At 67.3% G+C, this 21,708-nt stretch carries 4 protein-coding genes; all 4 read left to right on the top strand.

The annotated features are described in order from the left end of the window. The first annotated feature begins 29 nt into the window (after positions 1-29). The 4 genes from AC51GT_RS12875 to AC51GT_RS12860 are packed head-to-tail and all read left to right on the top strand — an operon-like array spanning position 30 to position 21,477. Positions 30-17,864, top strand: coding sequence for an amino acid adenylation domain-containing protein (locus AC51GT_RS12875; RefSeq protein ID WP_496329103.1), 17,835 nt, complete (start codon positions 30-32; stop codon positions 17,862-17,864). Between the two features lie 13 nt (positions 17,865-17,877). Next, positions 17,878-19,665, top strand: a complete 1,788-nt coding sequence (locus AC51GT_RS12870; protein ID WP_496328994.1) for a DUF4012 domain-containing protein — start codon at positions 17,878-17,880, stop codon at positions 19,663-19,665. Next, entirely contained in the window at positions 19,646-20,590 is a 945-nt protein-coding gene (locus AC51GT_RS12865; RefSeq protein WP_496323095.1) for an ATP-binding cassette domain-containing protein, read from the top strand. Before AC51GT_RS12870 ends, AC51GT_RS12865 begins: the two co-directional genes overlap by 20 nt. Beyond that, positions 20,590-21,477, top strand: coding sequence for an ABC transporter permease (locus AC51GT_RS12860; RefSeq protein WP_496328993.1), 888 nt, complete (start codon positions 20,590-20,592; stop codon positions 21,475-21,477). The genes AC51GT_RS12865 and AC51GT_RS12860 overlap by 1 nt, the downstream gene beginning before the upstream one ends. Positions 21,478-21,708: the final 231 nt, after the last annotated feature.

The raw sequence follows: 21,708 nt of genomic DNA, 5'->3' as shown, positions 1-21,708 counted from the left end.
TCAACTCTGGTGAGGAGTGGGTCGTGGGCATGGTGGTTCGTCAACCGTTGACCCGTGCACAGCAGGCGCTGTGGGCGGTTCAACAGGCGATGCCACTGTGCCCCATCAACATCGCCGAATACATCGAACTGACCGGGTTCGTCGACGTTGACCTGCTCCGGACGGTGACCCAAGAGGTCGGCCGGCAGACCGGGATCGCTTTCACCCGGTTCGAACAGACCGACAATGGCGTCGAGCAGGTCATCGACCGCGAGTTGAGCGACCACATCACCGTGAAAGACCTTCGCGGTCAACCGGACCCGATGACTGCCGCGCAGCTGTGGATGCGGGCCGACTACACCCGGCCTGTCGACCTGTTCGCCGATCGTCTGATGGCATCGGCGATCCTTCAGGTTGCCGATGACACGTGGTTGTTCTACCAACGCGGACATCATCTGGTGTTCGACGGGGCCGGCGCATTTTCGATGTTGGAGATGGTTGCCGGCACCTACGGTCGGCGCTTCGCCGAGGGCACTGGCGTGCCGGTTCCAGCTCGGGACCTGGCCGGCCTCGCCCAGGCGGACGTTGACTACCGATCTTCTCCACGGTACGAGAAGGACCGGGAGTATTGGCGTCAACAGGTGGCGCAGCTGGCACCTCCAGTCACCTTGTCTCACCGTGTGGGCCCGGCGGAAGCCGGGCCGCTCCGTGTCTCGGGGGTTGTTCCCCGTGAAACCGTGAGCTCGCTGAAGCGCGCCGAGACATCGCTGCGCACAACGCTGCCGGTGCTTATCGCAGCCGCGGCCGCGGGCTATCTCGCGCGCGTGACCGGCCGCGGTGATGTGGCATTGAGCTTGCCGGTGGCCGCACGGACCACGGCTTTGCTGCGGAAGAGCTTCAGCACGGTGTCCAACGTCGTACCGCTGCCGACGGGCATCGGGGCGGAGACAACCGTTGAGTCTGCGGTGAGCTCAACCCAGGCCGCGATGATGGGTGCCCTTCGGCACCAACGTTTCCGGTTCGAAGACATGCTCGAGCTGATGCCGGGCGACAACTCCCCGCTGGCCGGTCGGGAGTTCACCGGCCCCCTGCTGAACCTCATGCTCACCGTTGACGCTCTGCAGTTCGGGGATGCCGACGGATCGCTGCATATTCTGTCGACGAGCGCGGTCGACGATCTCGCGATCAACCTGTACCGCACCGGAAACCCGAGCGAACCCGACGAGTTCAGGTTCGACCTCGAAGCAAACCCGAACCGCTACACCGAGGAAGAAGTCCGCGGCCACCACACCCGACTCCTGAACTTCGTGGCGTCGGTGGCCGACGCGGCATTACACGAGCCTGCACAGACTTTCGACGACCTTGCGCTGATGGCACCGGGTGAACTCAGCCGGGTGCCGAGCACGCCGCACCCCGCCCCGGCGCCCACAACCCTGCGCGAACTTCTCGACGATGCCGCCGGCCTTCACGGCGCCGTGCCCGCAGTCCACGCCACATCGGTGCAGTGGAGTTATGCCGAACTGTCGTCGCGGTCCCGGCAGTTGGCCCACCACCTCCAGGCGCGGGGCGCCAGGCCGGGCACCACCGTGGCCATCGCCACCGGACGAGGCCTCGACCAACTGCTCGCATTCTGGGCCGTGGCCCAGACCGGCGCGACGATCATGCAGATCGATCCCGCACACCCGCGTGAGCGAGTCAAAGCCGTACTTGCCCAGGCTGAACCGATCGTCGTTCTGACGGCTGCCGGTGGAGTTGAGCCCGAGTCCGGCGACCGCTGGTGGGATCTGTCCGACGTCGAGCTTGCCGGTACACCCGACACACCGGTCGAGCCGGCTCGTCCGGTGTCTGTCGACGATGTCGCCTATCTCGTCTACACCTCTGGCTCGACCGGAACCCCCAAAGGGGTGCAGGTCACCCACCGGGGGCTGTCCGCGCTGCTGGAGCAGCAACGACTTCTCGGCGTCGTCGAAGGATCGCGGGTCTCGGGTTTGGCGTCACCGGCCTTCGACGCCTCTGTGTTCGAGATCCTGCTCGCTGCGTCGGGCGGTGGCGCATGGTGTCCGGCGCCGACCGATGTTGTCGCCGGCCAGGAGCTGGCGGATTTCCTCGTCACCGGTGCGATCACGCATACGGTGATCACCCCCAGCGTGTTGGGCACGATGGATCCCGACCAACTGCGCGCCGACGTGTGTGGCACGTTGATGTTGGCCGGAGAGGCCTGCCCACCAGACGTGGTGCGCCGCTGGGGGAGTGGCCGCGATGTGTTCAACCTGTATGGTCCGGCCGAATCGACGGTCATGGCCACGGCAACCGCGCCCTTGGCGGCCGGTGATCAACGCCCGGCAATCGGAGCGCCGATCGCCGGCATGACCTGTCTGGTCCTCGATCACCGGTTGCGTCCGGTGCCGGGCGGCGTGGTCGGCGACCTCTACTTGGCAGGGCCCGCACTGGCGCGGGGCTACGCAGACCAGTCCTCGCTCACAGCAACGGCGTTCGTGGCCAACCCATGGAATCCGGACGGCGGACGGATGTATCGCACCGGTGACCGCGTCCGCTGGGATGAGACCTTCGCGCAGCTTCATTACGTGGGTCGAAGTGACGATCAGGTCCAGGTTCGCGGGGTACGCGTGGAACCGGGCGAGATCGCCATGGCCGCGCTGACCCATCCGGACGTCAAGCAGGCCGCGGCTGTTGTGGTCGACGTCGGCCGCGGGGACCAGTTGGCTCTCTACCTGGTCACCGGTTCCGAGGATCGACGGCTGCCCAAACGCGTCCGCAAGCACATCGCCTCTCGGCTGCCGACGTCGATGTGGCCGGCGCACATCGTGGTCATCGATGCGCTGCCCGTCACCACCACCGGAAAACTGGATCGCGCTGCCCTTCCACATCCCGACCTCACCGAGGCGCGCTCGCACCGCCCGGCCGAAACAGAGACCGAAAAGGCGCTGGCGCAGGCCATCTCGGAGATCCTGAACATTCCCGACCCATCGATGGACGACGATGTGCTGGCACTCGGTGGCTCGTCGCTCGATGCCACCCGCATTGCGGCACGGATCAGGGAACTCACTGATCGCCCGCTCGGCCTCCGCGATGTCCTCCAGGCCGCGGACCTGGCCGAGTTGGCCGAGATCATCGACCGCACCGCCACCCAGGCGGCGCAGAGCCACGACGTGACCACCAGGGCAGCGCGCCCACCGGCCACGCCAGGTCAGGTGTCGCTCATCCTTGCGGACCGGCTACAACCCGGATCCACCGCGACTCATCTCGGCGCGGACGTCGAACTCCGTGGACCGCTGGACCGCACTGCACTCGCGGCCGCGCTCGCCGATGTCGTCGACCGGCACGAAGCGTTGCGCACCGTCATCCGGATGGAATCCGACGGCACCGCCTGGCAGGACGTCGTCGATACCCGAGATGCCCTGACTTCGATCAGTGTCGACGTGACCGGCAGCGAATCCGAGGTTGCGGACGACCTGATCGATCCGACCATCCGGCCGCCGCTGGTCGTGCGGTTGACGCAGATCGCGCCGGAAACGCACCGGTTGTCGGTGCGCACCCACCATGCGGCGGTCGACGGCTGGTCCCTGGGCGTCCTGACGGCCGACCTGGCAACCGCCTACCGGGCCCGCCTGGCGGGATCTGCACCGGCCTGGGCGCCGACGACCCAGTACGTCGACGCGACCGTCGGCGGCGCCCCCGCCCCGGAAGTTGTTGCCGCGCAGCTCGAGCTGTGGAAGAACGAACTCGCCGATCTGCCACCGCGTCCCGAGCTGCCCGCGGATGTGAGCGCCGTGATGGCGGACGCGCTCGCCCCGGCCGCAGTGGTGCGGCGGACCCTGGGTGCATCGATGTCTTCTCTGCTCGCTGCGGCCGCCGCCGAGCGGGGGATCAGCACCTTCGCGTGGCTGCACGCCTGCCTCGCCGTGACCGTGGCCCGCTACACCGGCGCCGACGACTTCGTGATCGTGGTTCCACAGGCCGGGCGGGCCGGGTCGCACCTCGACAATGCCGTCGGAATGTACGTCAATCCGGTGGCGATTCGCTCGCGCAACAGCCTGGCCGGCACGTTCGAGGACGTCCTCACTCAATCGGCCGAAGCGATCGGGTTCGCGCTGAACTCTGCTGATGTCCCGCTCGGCGCGGTCGCGTCTGCAGTGGAACCGAGGCGCGACGTCACCACAACACCGCTGTCCGACATCCTCCTGACCTACCAGAACCATCCACTCGGACAATGGAACATCGACGGTCTCGACATCGAGGTCCATCCCCACGAGCCGGTCCACGCGCGAGTCGCGTTGCAATGGATCGTCGACGAGACCGCGGACGGACTCCGTATCGAGCTGACCTACCGCAGCGACCGGTTCAGCGCACCGATGGCCGCAACTCTGTGCCATGCGTATGTGACGGCCATCGCCCAGTCGGTGGCCGCGCCGAATGCGACTCCCGCGCAACTCGTTTCAGGGCAGCACGTGCCCATTCCCGCGGTGGCGTCCGCGTCCAGCACACTGGTACACCGGATTCTGGAGGTGGCGCAGCAGACTCCGGACGCGGCAGCGCTGGCGTTCGGGGACGAGACATACACCTATCGCCGACTGGTCGACGATGCTCGGGCGCTGGCAACCGTCCTGGTGAACGCCGGCGTCACCCGTGGTGACCTGGTGGCTGTTGCCCTGCCCCGCGAGGGCCGGGCTCTTGTTGCCCAACTTGCGGTGATGTGGGCGGGCGCGGCATACGTGCCGCTCGATCCCGGCTACCCGGAGCAGCGCATCCTCGCCATCCTCGAGGACGCGCAACCACGGGTGGTGCTGGTGAGTTCGGCCACGCGCCACCGTATTCCGGAAGGAATGCGGCTCATCGATGCCGACGTTCGGGACCATGTCGGGGGCTCGGCGCCGGAACTCGACGATCTCGCGGCCACCGACGGCGCCTACGTCATCTTCACCTCGGGCTCGACTGGACGACCCAAAGGTGTTGCCGTCACGCACGGCAACGCCCTCGCGCTGCTGGATGCGTGCGAGCAGGTCTACCGCTTCACGGCCGGGGACGTATTCAGCTGCACCCACTCGACAGCCTTCGACGTCTCCGTATTCGAGATCTTCGCGGCCTGGACCTCCGGTGCGCAGGTGGTCCTGTTCGACCAGCTGACGGTCCGCGACCCCCAGGCTCTCTGGCCGTTGCTCCGGCGCCACGGCGTCACGATCCTGTCGCAGACACCGTCGGCCTTCTACCCGCTGGCGACGGTGGCCGCCGGTGGCGGTGAACTCGGCCGGTTGCGTGCGGTGATCTTCGCCGGTGAGGCGCTGCGTCCCGAACGGTTGATGGACTGGCACAACACCTTCGGCGATGGCGTTTTGCTTTCGAACATGTACGGGATCACCGAGACCACGGTGCATCTGACCGCCGGTGCGGTAACACCCACGGATCGACGGTCGCTGATCGGTGAACCACTTGCGGGGTCGGCATTGCTGGTGCTCGACCGCAATCTGCAACCCGTGCCGGCCGGCGTGTGGGGCGAGCTGTACGCCTGTGGGCCGCAGGTGACCCGTGGATACGTCGGTAGGCCGGGGCTGACCGCCCAACGATTTGTGGCCTGTCCCGCCGACCTCGGTGGTGGCCGGATGTACCGAAGCGGCGACGTGGTCCGGCGGACCCTCGAAGGCCAACTCGAATACCGCGGGCGTTCGGACCGGCAGGTCCAGGTGCGTGGACACCGGGTGGAACCCGGCGACATCGCCGCAGGGCTGCAGGCGATCCCGGAAGTGGCCGAGGCCGAGGTGGTCATCCGCAACACCGAATCGGCGGGCGGCGGCGACATCACCGGCTACGTTCGGCTCAACGACGAGCTACCGATCGACCAGCGGCCCGGCGAAGAACACCTGCGGGCGATGGCCCAGCGGCTGCTGCCTGCCTACCTCGTGCCCGCGCGCATCGTGGTGGTGCCGCAGTGGCCCCTGAACGCCTCCGGCAAGCGTGACATCTCGGCGCTGCCGGAGCCCCCGATCCGGGTTTCCGCTGGTAGTGCGGGGGACGGGGACCTCGACTCGCCGGTCCGTGCGGTGGTGGCCGAGGTGCTGGCCGTCGATCCCGACACGATCAACTCGACCGTCAGCTTGTTCGATCTCGGCGCAAACTCGCTGTCCGCCATGCACATCGCGCTGCTGCTGTCCGAGCGGACCGGACGCGATGTCAGTGTTCGCATGGTCGCCGGTGCGGCAAGCATCGACGACCTGCAGGCCGCGGTGAACGCGGCTCCGCTGCACAGCCGCGACAAGGCTTCCGCGGGCAACACTGCACCGCCGCCGCCGACACCTCAGCAGCGGGCGCTGTGGGCGCTCAGCCGGATCGACGCGAGCAGCGCCGTCTACCATCTGCCCGCGGTGATCGAACTCCCGGCGGCGGCAACACCGCGGGCGGCGGTCGACGCATTGATGGATGTGGTCGCCCGGCACGAGGTGTTGCGCACGGTACTGAGCGATCACGGCGGACTCCCGCAGCCGCAGCTGCTACCGCTTGACCAGATCCGGAATCGATTGACCGGCATGCTGACACCTCGGCCGCTGCCGGACGCCCATGCGGAGTCGAACCTGAGGTCGGAGGCGCGCAGGCCGTTCGATCTGACCACCGACCTCCCGTGGCGCGGTGATCTGTTCGAACCGGCCGGTCCCGATTCCGGACTCCGGCTGTTACTCGTCGCGCATCACGTCGCGGTCGACGGCTGGTCGATGACAGTTCTGGCGCAGGACTTCGGCCGGGCTCTTCAGGCCCGGGTGGCCGGTAACGCCCCGCTCTGGCCGGCGCCGGCTGCGCAGTACCGCGATCACGCGTGGAGCACGATGCGATCGATGGGGACGCAGGAGCGGTCGACCGCGCGTCGTGACCGGGTGCTGGAGCACTGGTCATCGGTGCTCGACGACGCCCCGATCCACCTGCCGCTGCCGTTCCGGGCACATCAGGGTCAGGCATCACTGGGGCCCGAGCCCGCTGAGTATCTCGACGTGACGATCCCGGCGCGAACACGTACTGCATTGCAGCGCTTGGCCACTGGCGAAGGTGCAAGTGCCTTCCACGTACTGCACGCCGCGCTGGCGGCCGCGATCGGCCAGTTCACCGGTACCGACGACATCATCATCGGGACACCCACCGCCGGCCGCACCACCGAAATGCTCTCGGCGGTCGGCATGTTCGTCCAGACCGTGCTGTTGCGCACCGATGCCCGGCCGGCTGCCTCTCTACGGGCGGCCATCAGCGCCAGCCATCAGGTGGTCGCCGACGCGGTGGACCACGCCGACGTCGCCTTCGAAGAGGTCAAAGCGCACCTGGCGCCGGCCCAATCACTCGGGTCGGACGCCTACCTCGATGTGATGGTCGCGTATCAGCTCGCCCCGGAAGCCCCGGCAGGGCAGGATCTGTCGGTCACCCCGATCAGAATCGGCCACGCTCGCGTCCCGCTGGAATTCACGATCACCGACCACGGTGACGGTGCGGCCATGGAGGTCACACTCAGCTACGGCCTGTGGCATGTCGACCCGGCCATGGCGCAGCGGTTGGCCGTAGCCTTCCTCCGGACGGTCGAGGCGATGGCGGACGCGGCCGATCCGGCTGCGGTGACCATGCACCAACTCACCACGCCACGGACCGACGAATTGGCGCACGCTGCACTGTCGCTCGAGCAGCCGAAGCCCGATGACTTCGTGGACGTGACCGAAAGGATTGTGCTGCAGGCGGAAGCGACGCCCGACGCGATCGCCACCGTGGACATCCACGGCAGCACCACCTATGCCGAACTCGTCGAACAAGCCTCTGCTGTCGCCGGCGTGCTCAGCGCCCGAGGAGTACGCCGGGGAGACCTCGTCGCGGTGATGGCGGACCGCAGTCGTGACACCGTCGTGGCGATGGTCGGAGTTCTGCTCGCCGGTGCAGGGTATGTGCCCATCGACCCCAACTATCCGGCCGACCGGATCTCCACAATCCTGAGCGACTCGAACCCCGTCGCGGTGGTCGGACACACCCGGCATGCCTCGATCACCCCCGAGCTCAGCGACATCATCGACATCACGGTGGTCTCACCGTCCGAAGAGGCGATGCGCGAACTCCAGGATCGGGATTCGGCGCCGCTGCCGCACGATCCGGCGTACATCATCTACACCTCGGGTTCCACGGGTAAACCCAAGGGCGTCATGGTGACCCGATCAAACATGACGACCCTATTGCAGTCGGCACTGTCGGTGGTCGATGCGACCCGCGGCGACGTGTGGACCTGGTTCCATTCGGCCGCGTTCGACTTCTCGGTCTGGGAGATCTTCGGGCCACTGACATCAGGTGGACAGGTGATCGTGGTCGACCATGACACCGCACGCGAACCCGCGGATCTGGTTGAGCTGCTGCGTCGCCATGGCGTGACAATCCTGAACCAGACCCCGACGGCGTTCTCGCGTCTGGTGCAGCTGCCCGATGCGCCACTGCCGAATTCGGTCCGGCTGGTCCTCTTCGGCGGTGAAGCGCTCGATCCGAAGGCGCTGTCGGACTGGCACTTCGGACATCCCGACGTCCGGTTGGTGAACATGTACGGGATCACCGAGACGACGGTGCACACATCGGTCACGGACGTCGACGTCACGGATGCGCGCAGCCTGATCGGATCCGCGCTGCCGGGTCTGGGGCTGCTGGTCCTCGACCGGTACCTCCGGCCACAACCGGTCGGTGCCACCGGCGAGCTGTATGTCACCGGCCCGCAGGTCACCGCGGGATACGCAAATATGCCCGGGCTGAGTTCAATCCGCTTCGTCGCGGCGCCGTGGGGTCCGCCCGGAACCCGGATGTACCGCACCGGCGATCTCGCGCGGTGGGTTGACGAGGAGAACCTCGAATATCTGGGCCGGAGCGACGCGCAGCTGAAGATCCGTGGCCACCGCTTCGAGCCCGGCGAGATCACCGCTGTCCTCCGCTCACAACCGGGGGTGTCCGATGCAAAGGTGCTCCTGCACAACCGCGGTCGCGCCGGCGACGAGGTACTGATCGGCTACGTCGTCGTGGACTCCGACGAGGTGTCCACGGCCGCACTCCGGGTGGCGTGTGCCGCGGTCCTGCCCGTCCACCTCGTCCCGGCACAGGTGCAGATCGTCACCGACTGGCCGACGACGTCCACCGGCAAGCTCGACGTCTCCCGCCTGCCCGCACTCACCACCATCGAGGCCAGGCTGCCGCTGCGGGGCGCCGAGGTGGGTGTCGCCGCTGCCGTTGCACAGGTGCTCGACATCCCGGTGGCCGCCATCGGCCCGGACACCAACTTCTTCGAACTGGGTGGCAATTCGCTGTCGGCGGCCCGGCTCTCGGCGGCGATCAGTGCGCTCACCGGCTCTGACCTGCCGGTCCGGTCGATCTTCGAACGCCCGACGATCGCACTGTTGGCCACGGCGGTCGACGATGCCGGTGCGCACGCGTCCGTGCTTCCGATGGTGCATCCGGTGGCCAGGCCGCGCCCGGATCGGCTGCCGTTGACACCGCAACAGCAAGCTCTCTGGCTGCACTGGCAGGTCGCCCCGGATCGCACCGACTACAACCTCGGTGGGTTGGTCTCGGTCGAGGACATTCCCGCCGACCGGGTCGAGGCACTGGTGCGCACGATGATCGCGCGGCACGAGGCCCTGCGCACCAGCTTTCCGGCAGATCAGGACGGCCCCTGGCAACAGCTGTGGGAATCCGGTTCGATCGAGCTGGACCTGGACACGCAGGTGGTCGCCGATCCGGTGGCCGCGTTGTCGGAGCTGGACCGGCCGTTCGATCTGACCGCGGAATTGCCCTGGCGGGTCGCGTTGTTCGAGTCCCCGATGCATGGGATGCAGCTCGCCGCGGTCGTTCACCACATCGCGGTCGATGGTGAATCGATCCGAATCCTGCAGCAGGAGGCAGCGGACATCGGTGCCGGAATTCCACTGGTGTCACAAGACTTCGGATACAGCGACTACGCGGTCTGGTCCGACGACGTGCTCGCGCACAGCGGTGAGATCCTGCGCCGATACTGGGAGGGTGTGTTCGCCGAACCGGTGGCCAGGCCGCAACTACCAGGCCTGCGACCGGCGTCGGGCGAACCCGGGCCCAGCTCGACCGCCGAGATCACCGTTGATCAGGGAAGGTACTGGCAACTGCGCGAACAGGCGCAGGCGCATCACAGTTCACCGTTCATGGTCATCCACGCGGCACTGGCGGTCCTGCTGTCGCGGCTCGGTGACGAGCCGGACGTGGTCATCGGCACCGTCGCGGCCGGCCGGGACGTACCGGAGTTCGCCCGCACCGTCGGCATGCTTGCACGAACGGTCCTGTTGCGCACGGCCATCGACATCGAGAAGCCGTTCTCGGCGATCCTGCGTCAGGTCACCCGCACCGATCTCGACAGTTTCGCGCATGCGGCATATCCCGCCGACGCAGTCGCCGCGCTGGCCGATCCCGATCACGGCCGCGGTTCACGCCCGGTGGTGGACGTGTTCCTGGCCGACCTGGGCGAGGCGCCCGACGATGTGCTCCGCAGCGGGACCGAAGAACCCCAAGCACGTTTCGGCCTGGATCTGATGATCGTCGAGGTCGACGGGACCCTGCAGATCCGGCTGGCCTACTCCGCCGACCGCATGGATGCCGCGGACGCCGACCTGTTCATGGATCGACTCGCGAACCTGCTCTTTGCAGTGCTCGACGATCCGGACGCTGCGCCGGCACAACATCTGGTGGGAACCGTCGAGGAGTACGAGCCGGTCCCCTCGGTGTCGGTCGGCCGGACATTGCCGGAACTGTTGCAGCGCAACGTGACTTCCAACCCGACGTCCGTCGCCTGCGAGGACGGCGACTGGCAGCTGAGCTACCGCGACCTGGACTCGGCCAGTACCACTGCCGCCCGGGCACTGATCGCACGCGGCATCGGGCCAGGCGATGTCGTCGCGATCTGCGCACCGCGATCGATGTGGTCGGTGATCGCCACGTGGGCGATCGCCAAGACCGGCGCAGCCTTCGTCACCCTCGGAGTCGGCGACCCCGAGAGCCGCCAACGTGCCATGGCCACCGCGTCCGGGGCAACACTGGGCGTGCACGCACCCGATCGACGACCGGCACTGGACCTCGACTGGCTCGACCTTTCGCAGATCGTTGCAGCACCGGCCGGTACGACCGGTGCGCTGCCGTTCGACACCAGCGAACGAGCGCGCCCGATCATGCCCGCCGACGTGGCCTACATCATCTTCACCTCGGGATCGACCGGAGAACCCAAGGGAGTCAGCGTCACTCACGCCGGACTTCCGGCATTGGTCGACGCGGTGGTCGAACACACCGGTCTGCGGCCGTCGAGTCGGGTGCTGCACAACTACGCCACCGGGTTCGACGCGCACCTCATCGAACTGATCCCGGCCTTCGCCGTGGGAGCCACCGTGGTCGTCTGTCCGCCGGAGATCATCGGTGGCAGCGAACTCGGTGACCTGCTCGAACGCCGATCGATCACCACCTTCTTCTCCACACCTGCGGTGATGGCAACGATCGACCCCGAGAACCTGACCACGGTCAGAGTTGTTGCCACCGGCGGGGAATCACTGTCCGCGACGGTCGCGCACCGCTGGGCGTCGCCCGAGCGCCGGATCGTAAACTTCTACGGTCCCACCGAGGCCACGATCGCGGTCACCGCCAACCCGTCCGTGGTCGCCGATGCGGTCATCCCCATCGGTTGGTCGATGGCCGCTGCCGCCACCTACGTTCTCGACAGCAGACTGCGGCCGGTCCCGCGGGGTGTTGTCGGTGAGCTGTACCTGGCGGGCGCCGCCCTGGCCCGTGGCTACGTGGGGGCCAGTGCGATCACCGCGGGGCGGTTCGTCGCGAACCCGTACGGAGCCCGCGGTTCACGGATGTACCGAACCGGGGATCTGGTGCACCGCAACGAATCCGGTGACCTGGTGGTGCACGGACGCAGTGACAGTCAGATCAAGATCCGCGGTATCCGGCTGGAACCCAACGAGATCGATACGGCGCTGGAGTCGTTGCCCGGCGTCGAACGTGCCACCACCGGTATCTCGTCGGCGGGTGCGCAGCCGGTGCTGGCGTCCTGGCTCATCGCCGATCCCGATCGCCCCTGCGATGTCCAGGATGTACGTGAGCGCTTGCGGGAGATCCTGCCTGCCACCCACATACCCACCCACATCACGGTGGTCGACCACTTCCCGATGACCCCGAGCGGCAAACTCGATCGGCGCGCGCTGCCGGTGCCCGCGCCGACGGATCACACACTCACGCCACCACAAACACCGACCGAGCTCGTTGTCGCAGCCGTGTGGGCCGAGGTCCTGGAGATCCCGGTGAACACGATCGGGCGGCAGAGCGAGTTCTTCGCCGCCGGTGGAACCTCGCTGTCGGCCAGCCGGATTGCCGGCAGACTGCGGGAACAGACCCGCCGTGACGTGACCGTGCGGCAGGTGCTCGATTCGCGAACCCTCGCCGACCTCGCCGGGGCCATGGATACGTTGCCGGCCGTACTGCCGGCCGGCGAGGCGCCCCGGCATCTGCCCGTGCCCACGGATCTGGGGCTGGCCTATCCGCAGCAGCGACTGTGGGTGCTCAACCGGATCGACCCCGACTCGACCGCGTACCTGATTCCGTTGGTGCTGCGACTCGACGGCGACCTGGACACCGCACGCCTGGCCGAGGCGGTCGCCGGGATCCAGCGCAAGCACGACAGCCTGCGCACCACGTACCCGCAAACCCCGCAGGGGCCACGGCAACTCATCGGCGATCCGGATCGGGTGATCGCCCCCTCGATAGTCGAGCTCGCCGCCCAGGACGTTCCCCAGCGGATCGTCGACCTGGTCACCGCGCCCTTCGACCTCACCACCGAGCCCGGTTTCCGTGGCGAGATCCTGGTCAGCGGTGAGCGCGAGACCTGGTTGGTCATCACCCTGCACCACGTGGCCGCCGATGGGTGGTCTATGCCGCTGCTGGTCTCCGACCTCATCAGCGCATACGCGGGAAATCCAAGTCCAGCAGCACAATTGACGTATGCCGACTTCACCCAGTGGCAGAATGCGCGGCTCGGTGACCCGTCCGATCCGCACAGTCGGTATACCACGCAGATCGCGTTCTGGCAGCGTGAACTCTCCGGCGTCACCGGACCGGTTCGGTTGCCCGGCCGGCTCGCGAACAGCCCCGCGCGCGCTGCCGGGGGAGCGGTCCACGCCTCGATCGACGCGACGACGCTCGGGAACCTCACCGGGGTGGGCCGGTCGGAGTCGGCCACCCTCTTCCACGTCGCCCACACCGCACTGACAGCGCTGCTCGCGCAGCGCACCGGTGACCAGGATCTGGTCATCGGGGTACCCGTGCTGGGCCGAGACGACCCGGCCTGGGAGTCGGTGGTGGGGATGTTCGTCAACACCCTGCCGCTGCGCACCACCATCGACCCCGATCAGCCGGTCCGCGAGGCGTTGCGCCGGGTGCGGGACACCAACCTGACCGCGCATGCTCACGCCGACGTCCCGTACGACGCGGTGGCGCGAGCAGTGACCGGTGGGCGCAGCGGTGTGGTCGGCGGCGCGGGCGCAGATCCGCTGATCTCGGTACTGCTGGTGCATCAGGAGGCCCTCGGTTCACTGTCGGCCGACCACCTGGCAGTGCCCGGACTGGACGTCGAAATCGTCACGGACAGTGCATCTCTCGTCGCCCCGAAATACGACATCGAGGTGGTGTTGGCGTCGGGTACCGACGGGACGCTCGACATCACCCTGGTGCACGGCCCGGCCATACCGAAAGAGTTGGCGACCGCATTGATCGCCGACTATCAACAACTGCTGCACGCGATCGCCACCGCGCCGGGTCAGCCGTTCCCGGTGTTGCACACCGCCGACACCGGTGCCCGCGCGCCGGCGGACGAGGCAGGCGAGGTGGGCGTCGCGCTGCCGGCTGCACCCGTCGCCGGCGACCCGGAACTCGAACGCGTCGTCACCGCGGCGATGGCCACCGTCTTGGGACTGCCCACCGAAGAGATCGGCCGGACCGACAGCTTCTTCGACCTCGGTGGCAGTTCACTCTCGGCCACCCAGGTGGTCGCCATCATCGGAGAGGCGACGGCCGCCACCGTGCCGGTGCGACATGTGTTCGCGGCACCGACCCCGGCCGCGTTGGCAGCCCTGCTCGGCTCCTCCGAAAGCGTTGCCGCCGAGACACTTCCCCCGTTGACGGGTGCGGGTGCGCCCGCAGATGTCGGCGGAATCCCGCTTTCGCCGGCCCAGCACCGCCTGTGGCTGGTGCAACAGATGCTGCCGGAACGCCCGCTCTACGCGGTCCCGGTGGTGGTCGGTGTGCCCGCGGCGGTGGATCCGGTCGCGGCCTGGCGTGCGGTCGCCGCTCGGCATGCACCACTGCGGACGCTGTATCCCGAGTCCGGCGGTGCGCCGGTGCAGGTGACCCTCGAGGACGCCCCGGAGGTCGTCGATCTCGGTGACCGCGAACTGACCGATGTTGTCGGTACCCTGCTCGCCACGCCCTTCGACCTGACGGCGTCGGTCCCGGTGCGGGTGGCATTGGTCCAGCAATCCGGACACCGATTCCTGGTGATCGTCGCCCACCACATCGCGATGGACGGGGAGTCGGTCAGTGTGCTGCACCGCGACCTCGCCGCCGCACTGGCCGGAAACCCGCTGTCGCCGTTGCCTGTCGACTACGGGCAGGTGGCCCGTTGGCAGCACCTGGTCAACACCCGGATGCGGGCACCGATGCTGGAGTTCTGGCAGCATGCCCTGGCCGGCTACCCGGGAGTCCTGGAATTGCCCGATTGCGCCCCGCGGGACCCGCGACGGTCATTGGCGACCGCAACGGTGTCGGTTCCGGTCGATCAGAGCATCACCGACGCGGTCGCCCGGACCGCTCGGCGCCTCGGTGTCAGCGAATTCCACGTCCATCACGCCGCCCTGGCCCTCACACTCTCGATCGCCTGCGGCACCGACGATGTCGCGGTCGGCACACCGGTGTCACTGCGGCGACATCCGGAGACCGCCGACATGGTGGGCATGTTCGTCTCGACGGTGGCGCTGCGAACAACGCTGCACACCGGGATGAGGACGGCGGACCTGATCAACCTCGTCCGCGACACCGACCTGGCCGCACTCGATAATGCCCTGCTCCCGTTCGACGAGGTGGTCGCGCAACAAGATCCGATCCGGGAGATGGGCCGGCACCCGATCGTCCAGGTGACACTGGCCGTCAACGACGAACCCGGCGGCCAGGTCCCCGACGAGCTCAGCCCCACCTCCGAGTTCGACCTCCAGGTGACGGTCGGCCGCGACGCCGCGATGTTCACCCACGCCACCGCCCTGTACGACAAACGAGCCATCGAAACCCTGGCATTGCGCTGGAACGTTGCCCTGCAACTTGTTGTCTCCGACGACAACCCGTCACTCGAGACCGCCGACCTTCGGACCGAAGAAGAGTGCGCCGACCGCCTGCACCGCAGCACCAGTGGGCCCGCTCTGACCCTCGGTGAGATGCTGCAGGCCTCGGTGCTCCGCCGGCCGAACACGGTGGCCGTGGACGACGGGACGAGAACCCAGACCTACGCCCAACTCGACCGGTGGTCGTCCGCACTGGCGGCCGAACTGGTCGCGGCCGGGGTGCGCACGGGTGACCCGGTGGCAATGATGTTGCCGCGCAGCCTCGAATCGGTGGTGGCCTTCTGGGCGATCGCACGCCTCGGCGGGGTCTACCTACCCATCGACCCGCGGTATCCGGCCGAACGTATCGAACGGATGCTGTCGGCGAGCGGCACCCAGGTCGCCATCGCGTCCCGCACGGCGTCGCAGTACACCTGCGCCACGATCGAGGTACCCGACCCGGAGAACCTCGGCCGGTCGGCGGTGGACTGGGTGTCGGTGACCCCGGGCCATCCGGCCTATCTCCTGTTCACGTCAGGGACCACCGGAGTGCCGAACGGTGTGGTCGTGGCGCACCGCGGACTGCGCGCTCTGGTGGAGCCCACGGTGTTCACGACGAGCCCGCAGGAGCGGATCGCGCACATGGCCAGCCCCAGCTTCGACGCATCGATCATGGAAATGGTGTGGGCGTTCGGGTCGGGCGTGACCCTCGCGGTGGTCCGTGCCGACGACGCCGGCGGCCGCAGTCTCACGCAGCAGCTCCGGTGGCTCACCGTCGACCAGGCCATCATCACCCCCTCGGTCCTGGCCACCCTCGACGAGACCGCATTACCGCGGCTCCACACGATCTACGTCGGTGGTGAGGCCTGCCCGCCGGAACTGGTCTCCCGGTGGAGCAATGGCCGCAGCATGATCAACGGGTACGGCCCCACAGAGACAACGGTCATCGGAACCTCGCATGGACCCATGCAGGCGGACACCGCCTCCATCATCGGTCGGGGCCTGCCCGACATGAGGACCCATGTGCTCGACGCCCACCTGCGCCCCACACCAGATGGAGCGCTCGGAGAGCTGTACTTCGCCGGCCCGGGGTTGGCCATCGGCTATCACCGGGACACGCCGCTGACGGCCTCCCGGTTCGTCGCCGCCGCGGATGGGCAGCGGATGTATCGCACCGGAGATCTGGTGCGCCGGTTGCAAAGTGGTGACCTCGAATACCACGGCCGGGCCGATCGTCAGGTCAAGATCCGCGGCCAGCGGATCGAGCTGGCCGAGGTCGACGCGGCCCTGGTGGCAGCGGGCGCCCGAACCGCGTTGACCGTGCTGCGCGCCGGACCCGCCGGCCCGGTGCTGGTTTCCTACGTGACCACGGACGGTTCGGACCTGACGCCCGAGAACCTGCTGGATGCGGTGGTCACGACCCTGCCGCATCACCTCGTTCCCGCCGCGATCGTTCCGATGACCGAACTTCCGCGCACCCCGGTCGGCAAACTCGACACCGCAGCACTTCCCGAACCGTCCTGGTCGGTCGTCGGCGGGACACCGCGGACCGACACCGAATCGGCTGTGGTCGAGGTGTTCCGGGATGTTCTCGGAATTCCGGAGATCGGGATCTACGACGACTTCTTCGCGATCGGTGGCAACTCGCTGCTCCTCGCCTCGGCCGCGGCGGCCTTGACCAAGCGGCTCGACCGTCCGGTACCGGCCGCTGTGCTGTTCGCGCAGTCGACACCGGCAGCACTGGCCGCGGCCCTCGACCACTACGCCGATCTGGTGTCGGCACTGAGCTCGGTGGTGGAACTGTCCACCGGCGAGCGGCGGGGCACACCACTGTGGTGCATCCATCCGATCAGCGGTCTGGTACTCGACTACCGCCCACTGGGGGAGATGCTGCCGATCCCGGTATTGGGCTTGCAGATGCCGGGTCTGGACGATCCCGCTGCGCCTCACCTGTTCTCGATCGAGGAGATGGCCGCGCATCACGTCGAGAGCATTCGGCGCCACCAGGCGTCCGGCCCATACCGTCTTCTCGGCTGGTCGCTGGGAGCGATCCTGGCGCACGAGGTCGCCCGCCAGCTGACCGCGGCCGGTGAGACCGTCCAGATGCTGGTGCTGCTCGATCCCCGACTCGATCTCGACGCCCATGGCGGCGCGGTCATCGACGAGACACTCGAGCGGACCCTGCGCGCCATCGACCCCGAGCGGTTCGAGCAATACCGGACCCGGTGCGCCGAGGCGATCGCGGCGGCGATGGCCTACCGGCCGGCTCCGGTGACCGCCGGGATCACGGCTTTTGCCGCAGCGCTGGACAATCCGAACCCGGCGCAATGGCGATCGCTGGTATCCGGGGCGATGGTCATCGAAGAGATCCCCGTGGCCCATCACGCGATGGGTGCCCCCGAGGCGATGGCGACGATTGCCGAGTTGGTGATCCGGCATCTCCCGGGCGACGACCATGTGACAGATTCCGGTGAGACATCGGAACCGACGAAGTGAGCAGGAGAACCAGGTGACGGACGCAGTACCGGAAGGGCCCACCACCGAGAAGAAGTCTCACCGACTTCGATGGTGGATCGGTGGGGGGCTCGCCGTCCTGGTGCTCCTCGTGCTCGCCGGGTTGTATCTCGGCTACCTGGCGTTGAAGGCCAAGGACTCGATCGACTCGGCGCGCGGACACGTCACCACCGCGCAGCGCGCCTTCCTCGCCGGTGAGACAGACAAGGCTGCGACATCGGCCGACGCGGCGGTGAGCGCCGCGAGTTCGGCCAAAGACGATGCGCACAACGTGGTCTGGTCCGCGGCAGCGGCGATACCCTGGCTGGGGGATCCGCTGAAGTCGGTCCAGGAGCTGACCGAATCCGTGGACGCGCTGGCCACCGACGTGCTGTCACCGACCATGCAGCTGTCCGATGTCATCAGCCCGGACAATCTCCGCGCGGAGGACAGCGCCATCAACACCGCCGCACTGGCGCAGGCACAACCGGAGTTGGCGCTCATCGCTGATCGCGCCGAGGCGGTTCTGGCGGATGTGGAGGGCACCGACGGCACGTGGTTGAGCACCGTGTCCGATGCGCGCACCCAATTGCTCGATCAGCTCACCGAGTCGGCCCGGTTCATCCGCGGTACCGACACCGCGGCCAGGCTGCTGCCACCGATGCTGGGCAACAGTGGAGAGCGTAACTATTTCTTCGGATTTCAGACCCCGGCCGAATCCCGGCCCACCGGAGGGCTTCTCGGCGCCTACGGTGTGGTGAGTGCGGAGAACGGTCGCGTCGATGTCGAGGATCTCGGTGCGAACACGGACATCGACGCCCCGCGGAACCCGCTCGACCTCGGCGAGGAATTCAACTACAACTACGGCATCAACCGCCCGTACAACGATGTTCGGAACAGCAACATCAGTGCACACTTCCCGTACGCGGCGCAGATCTGGATGTCGATGTGGCAGCAGCAATCCGGGATGGAACTCGACGGTGCGATCGCGCTCGATCCGATCGCGCTGAGCTATCTGTTGGACGCGGCCGGCCCCATCACCCTGGCCGACGGACAGAAGGTGACCGGCGACAACGTCGTCGAGCTGACCTTGTCGACCTCGTACGAACAATTCGAGAACGACAACAGGGCCCGGAAGGCCTACCTGCAGGAGATCGCGCAGATGGCGGTCTCCAAGATCTCGTCGCTGCGCGGGAACACCGCAAAAGTGCTGGAGGCCTTGGGGCATGCGGTCCACGAGGAACGGCTCATGGTCTACAGCGCCGACGAGGAGGAGCAGAAACTACTTGCCGCCGCCGGCCTGACCCACGAGGTGGCCGAAACCACGGCGCCGTACGCCAACGTCGTCCTCGGCAACCTGGCCGGGAACAAGATCGACTACTACCTCGAACGGTCGATCAGCTACCGGTCCGGCAGCTGTGAGGGTGAGAAGCGCACATCAACCGTCGAGGTGAAGCTGACGAACACCCTGACCGATACCAGTCTGCCGCCGTACGTGGCGGGAAGTCTCGGCAATCCCCAGCTGAAACTCCCGCCGGGGACGAACTATTCGGCGGTCACGCTGTACGGCACCACCGGAGGCGCCATCGACGGGGTCACCGTTGACGGACAGGCGATGCTGTACTCCACCGGCACCGAGCGCGGACACCCGTTCGCGACCGCGCAGGTGAAGATCCCCGCAGGCAAAACGGTGACCGTCGCCTACCAGGTCACCGAGCCGGTCTCCGCAGGCGCGGCCGTCGTACCCGTGCAGCCGCTCGTCGACGACCCGGAGGTGAAGATCGATGTCCCCACCTGTGAGTGAGAACGCGATCGAGGTCTGCGACCTCCGGATGAACTACCGAGGTGTGGACGCGCTCAAGGGAATCGATCTGGTGGTTCCGACGGGCACCGTGATGGGTCTGCTCGGTCCGAATGGTGCAGGCAAGACCACCACGGTCCGGATCATCGGCACCCTGCTCAAGCCGACCGGCGGCTCCGTGCGGATCAACGGCGTCGACGGCCTGGCACACGCCCATCGGGCACGCAGCCTCATGGGATTGTCCGGGCAGAACGCCGCGGTCGACGACAATCTGACCGGACTGGAGAACCTGGTGATGATCGGCAGGTTGTCCGGCCTGGGCCGACGCCGAGCCGTCGTCCGGGCGCGAGAGCTGTTGGAGCAGTTCAACATCGTCAAAGCGGGTTCGCGTCGGGTGGGCACCTATTCCGGCGGTATGCGTCGCCGGATCGATCTCGCCGGTGCCATCATCATCCGCCCACCGGTACTGCTGCTCGATGAACCCACAGCCAGTCTCGACCCCATCAGTCGGACCGAATTGTGGTCGGAGGTAAGGGCTCTGGTCGGCTCGGGCACAAGTGTCCTGCTGACCACGCAGTACCTGGAAGAGGCCGATCAGCTGGCCGATGCGGTGACGGTGATCGTCGGCGGTGAAGTCGTGGCCCGCGGTACCCCGGCCGAACTCAAGGCGACCCTGCGGACGGCGCAGGTCCGCCTGCAGCTCTCGTCCGCCACCGATGCCGAGTCCGCCAGGGACATCGTCTCGCGGCTCGACGGCGCATCCGGGGTCGACGTCGAGGGAACCACCCTGACGTTCTCGGCCGCCGACGCCGGGCCCCACCTGGCCCGTGCCATCTCGATGCTGGCCACCGGAGGCATCGGCGTCGACGACGCCGTGACCTCCGAACCCACCCTGGACGACGTGTTCGTATCCCTGGCAGGACGCTGATGACCGAACTGAAGCCCGCGACCGAAACGAAGCCGGCCAAGCCCTTGTCCGAATCCCAGCTGTTCTCCGGATCCATGGTGGGCCCACGACCACGCACTGTGATGACGTTCCTGATCGACTGTGAGGTCGTCGCGGTCCGGAACATCCGAACCATCCTGCGCAACTGGCAGATGATCCTCGGAGTCGTCCTGCAGCCGCTGATGTTCGTGCTGCTGTTCTCGTACGTGCTCGGGGAGGCGCTCGGCGGTGACCGCTACCGCGAGTTCCTGATCGGCGGGATCATGACGCAGACGGTCGCCTTCAACGCCGGATTCACGGCGCTGGGACTGGCGACCGACATCAAGGACGGCATGATCGACCGATTCCGGGCGTTGCCGATGTCACGCCTGTCGGTTGTGGTCGGCCGGACGATCTCCGATGTGTCGGTCAACATCGTCGGATTGGTGGTGATGTCGCTGGCCGGTCTGGCGATCGGCTGGCGGATCGACACCAGCTTCTGGGAGGCGCTCACGGGCTATGCCATTGCCCTGTTCTTCGGCTTTGCGCTGTCGTGGGTCGGTGCGGTGGTGGGTTTGGTGGCCGGCTCGGCGGAGGCCGCGCAGAGTCTGTTGCTGACCGTCCTGTTCCCGTTGACGTTCGTCTCATCGGCCTTCGTTCCGTCGTCGACTCTTCCGGCACCATTGCGGGAGATCGCCAACTGGAATCCGGTCACCGCGGTGGCGCAGAGCCTGCGTGAATGCTTCGGTAACCCGACGACGGTGAACCCGCTGTTACCCAACCCGGTGACGTGGGCGTCCGAAAATCCTCAGGCATACTCCCTGATCTCCATCTGTGCCCTGCTTCTGATCGCGGTACCCCTTGCGTCGCTGGCGCTCAAACGCCTCTGAACACCCGTGTGAGCAGGAAGATCGGGGCTCGTGACGCAGGGCATGACTGAATCATCCGAATAGAGGGTTTTCTCAGGTTCACTTGGCAGAATGGTGGCCATGATCGTGTTCTGGGTCACTGTTGCGGTGATCGCCTGGCTTGTTACGTCGGTTGTGGTAGCAATCGCTGTCGGTCGCGCAGTTCGTCTGCGCGACGTCGCTGAAAGTTCCGGCGGCCGCACCGGTGATGGC

It is taken from the genome of Williamsia sp. z34 (assembly GCF_059553395.1).
Note: the sequence above shows the minus strand (reverse complement) of the source record. Positions and strands in the feature narration are given on the sequence as shown.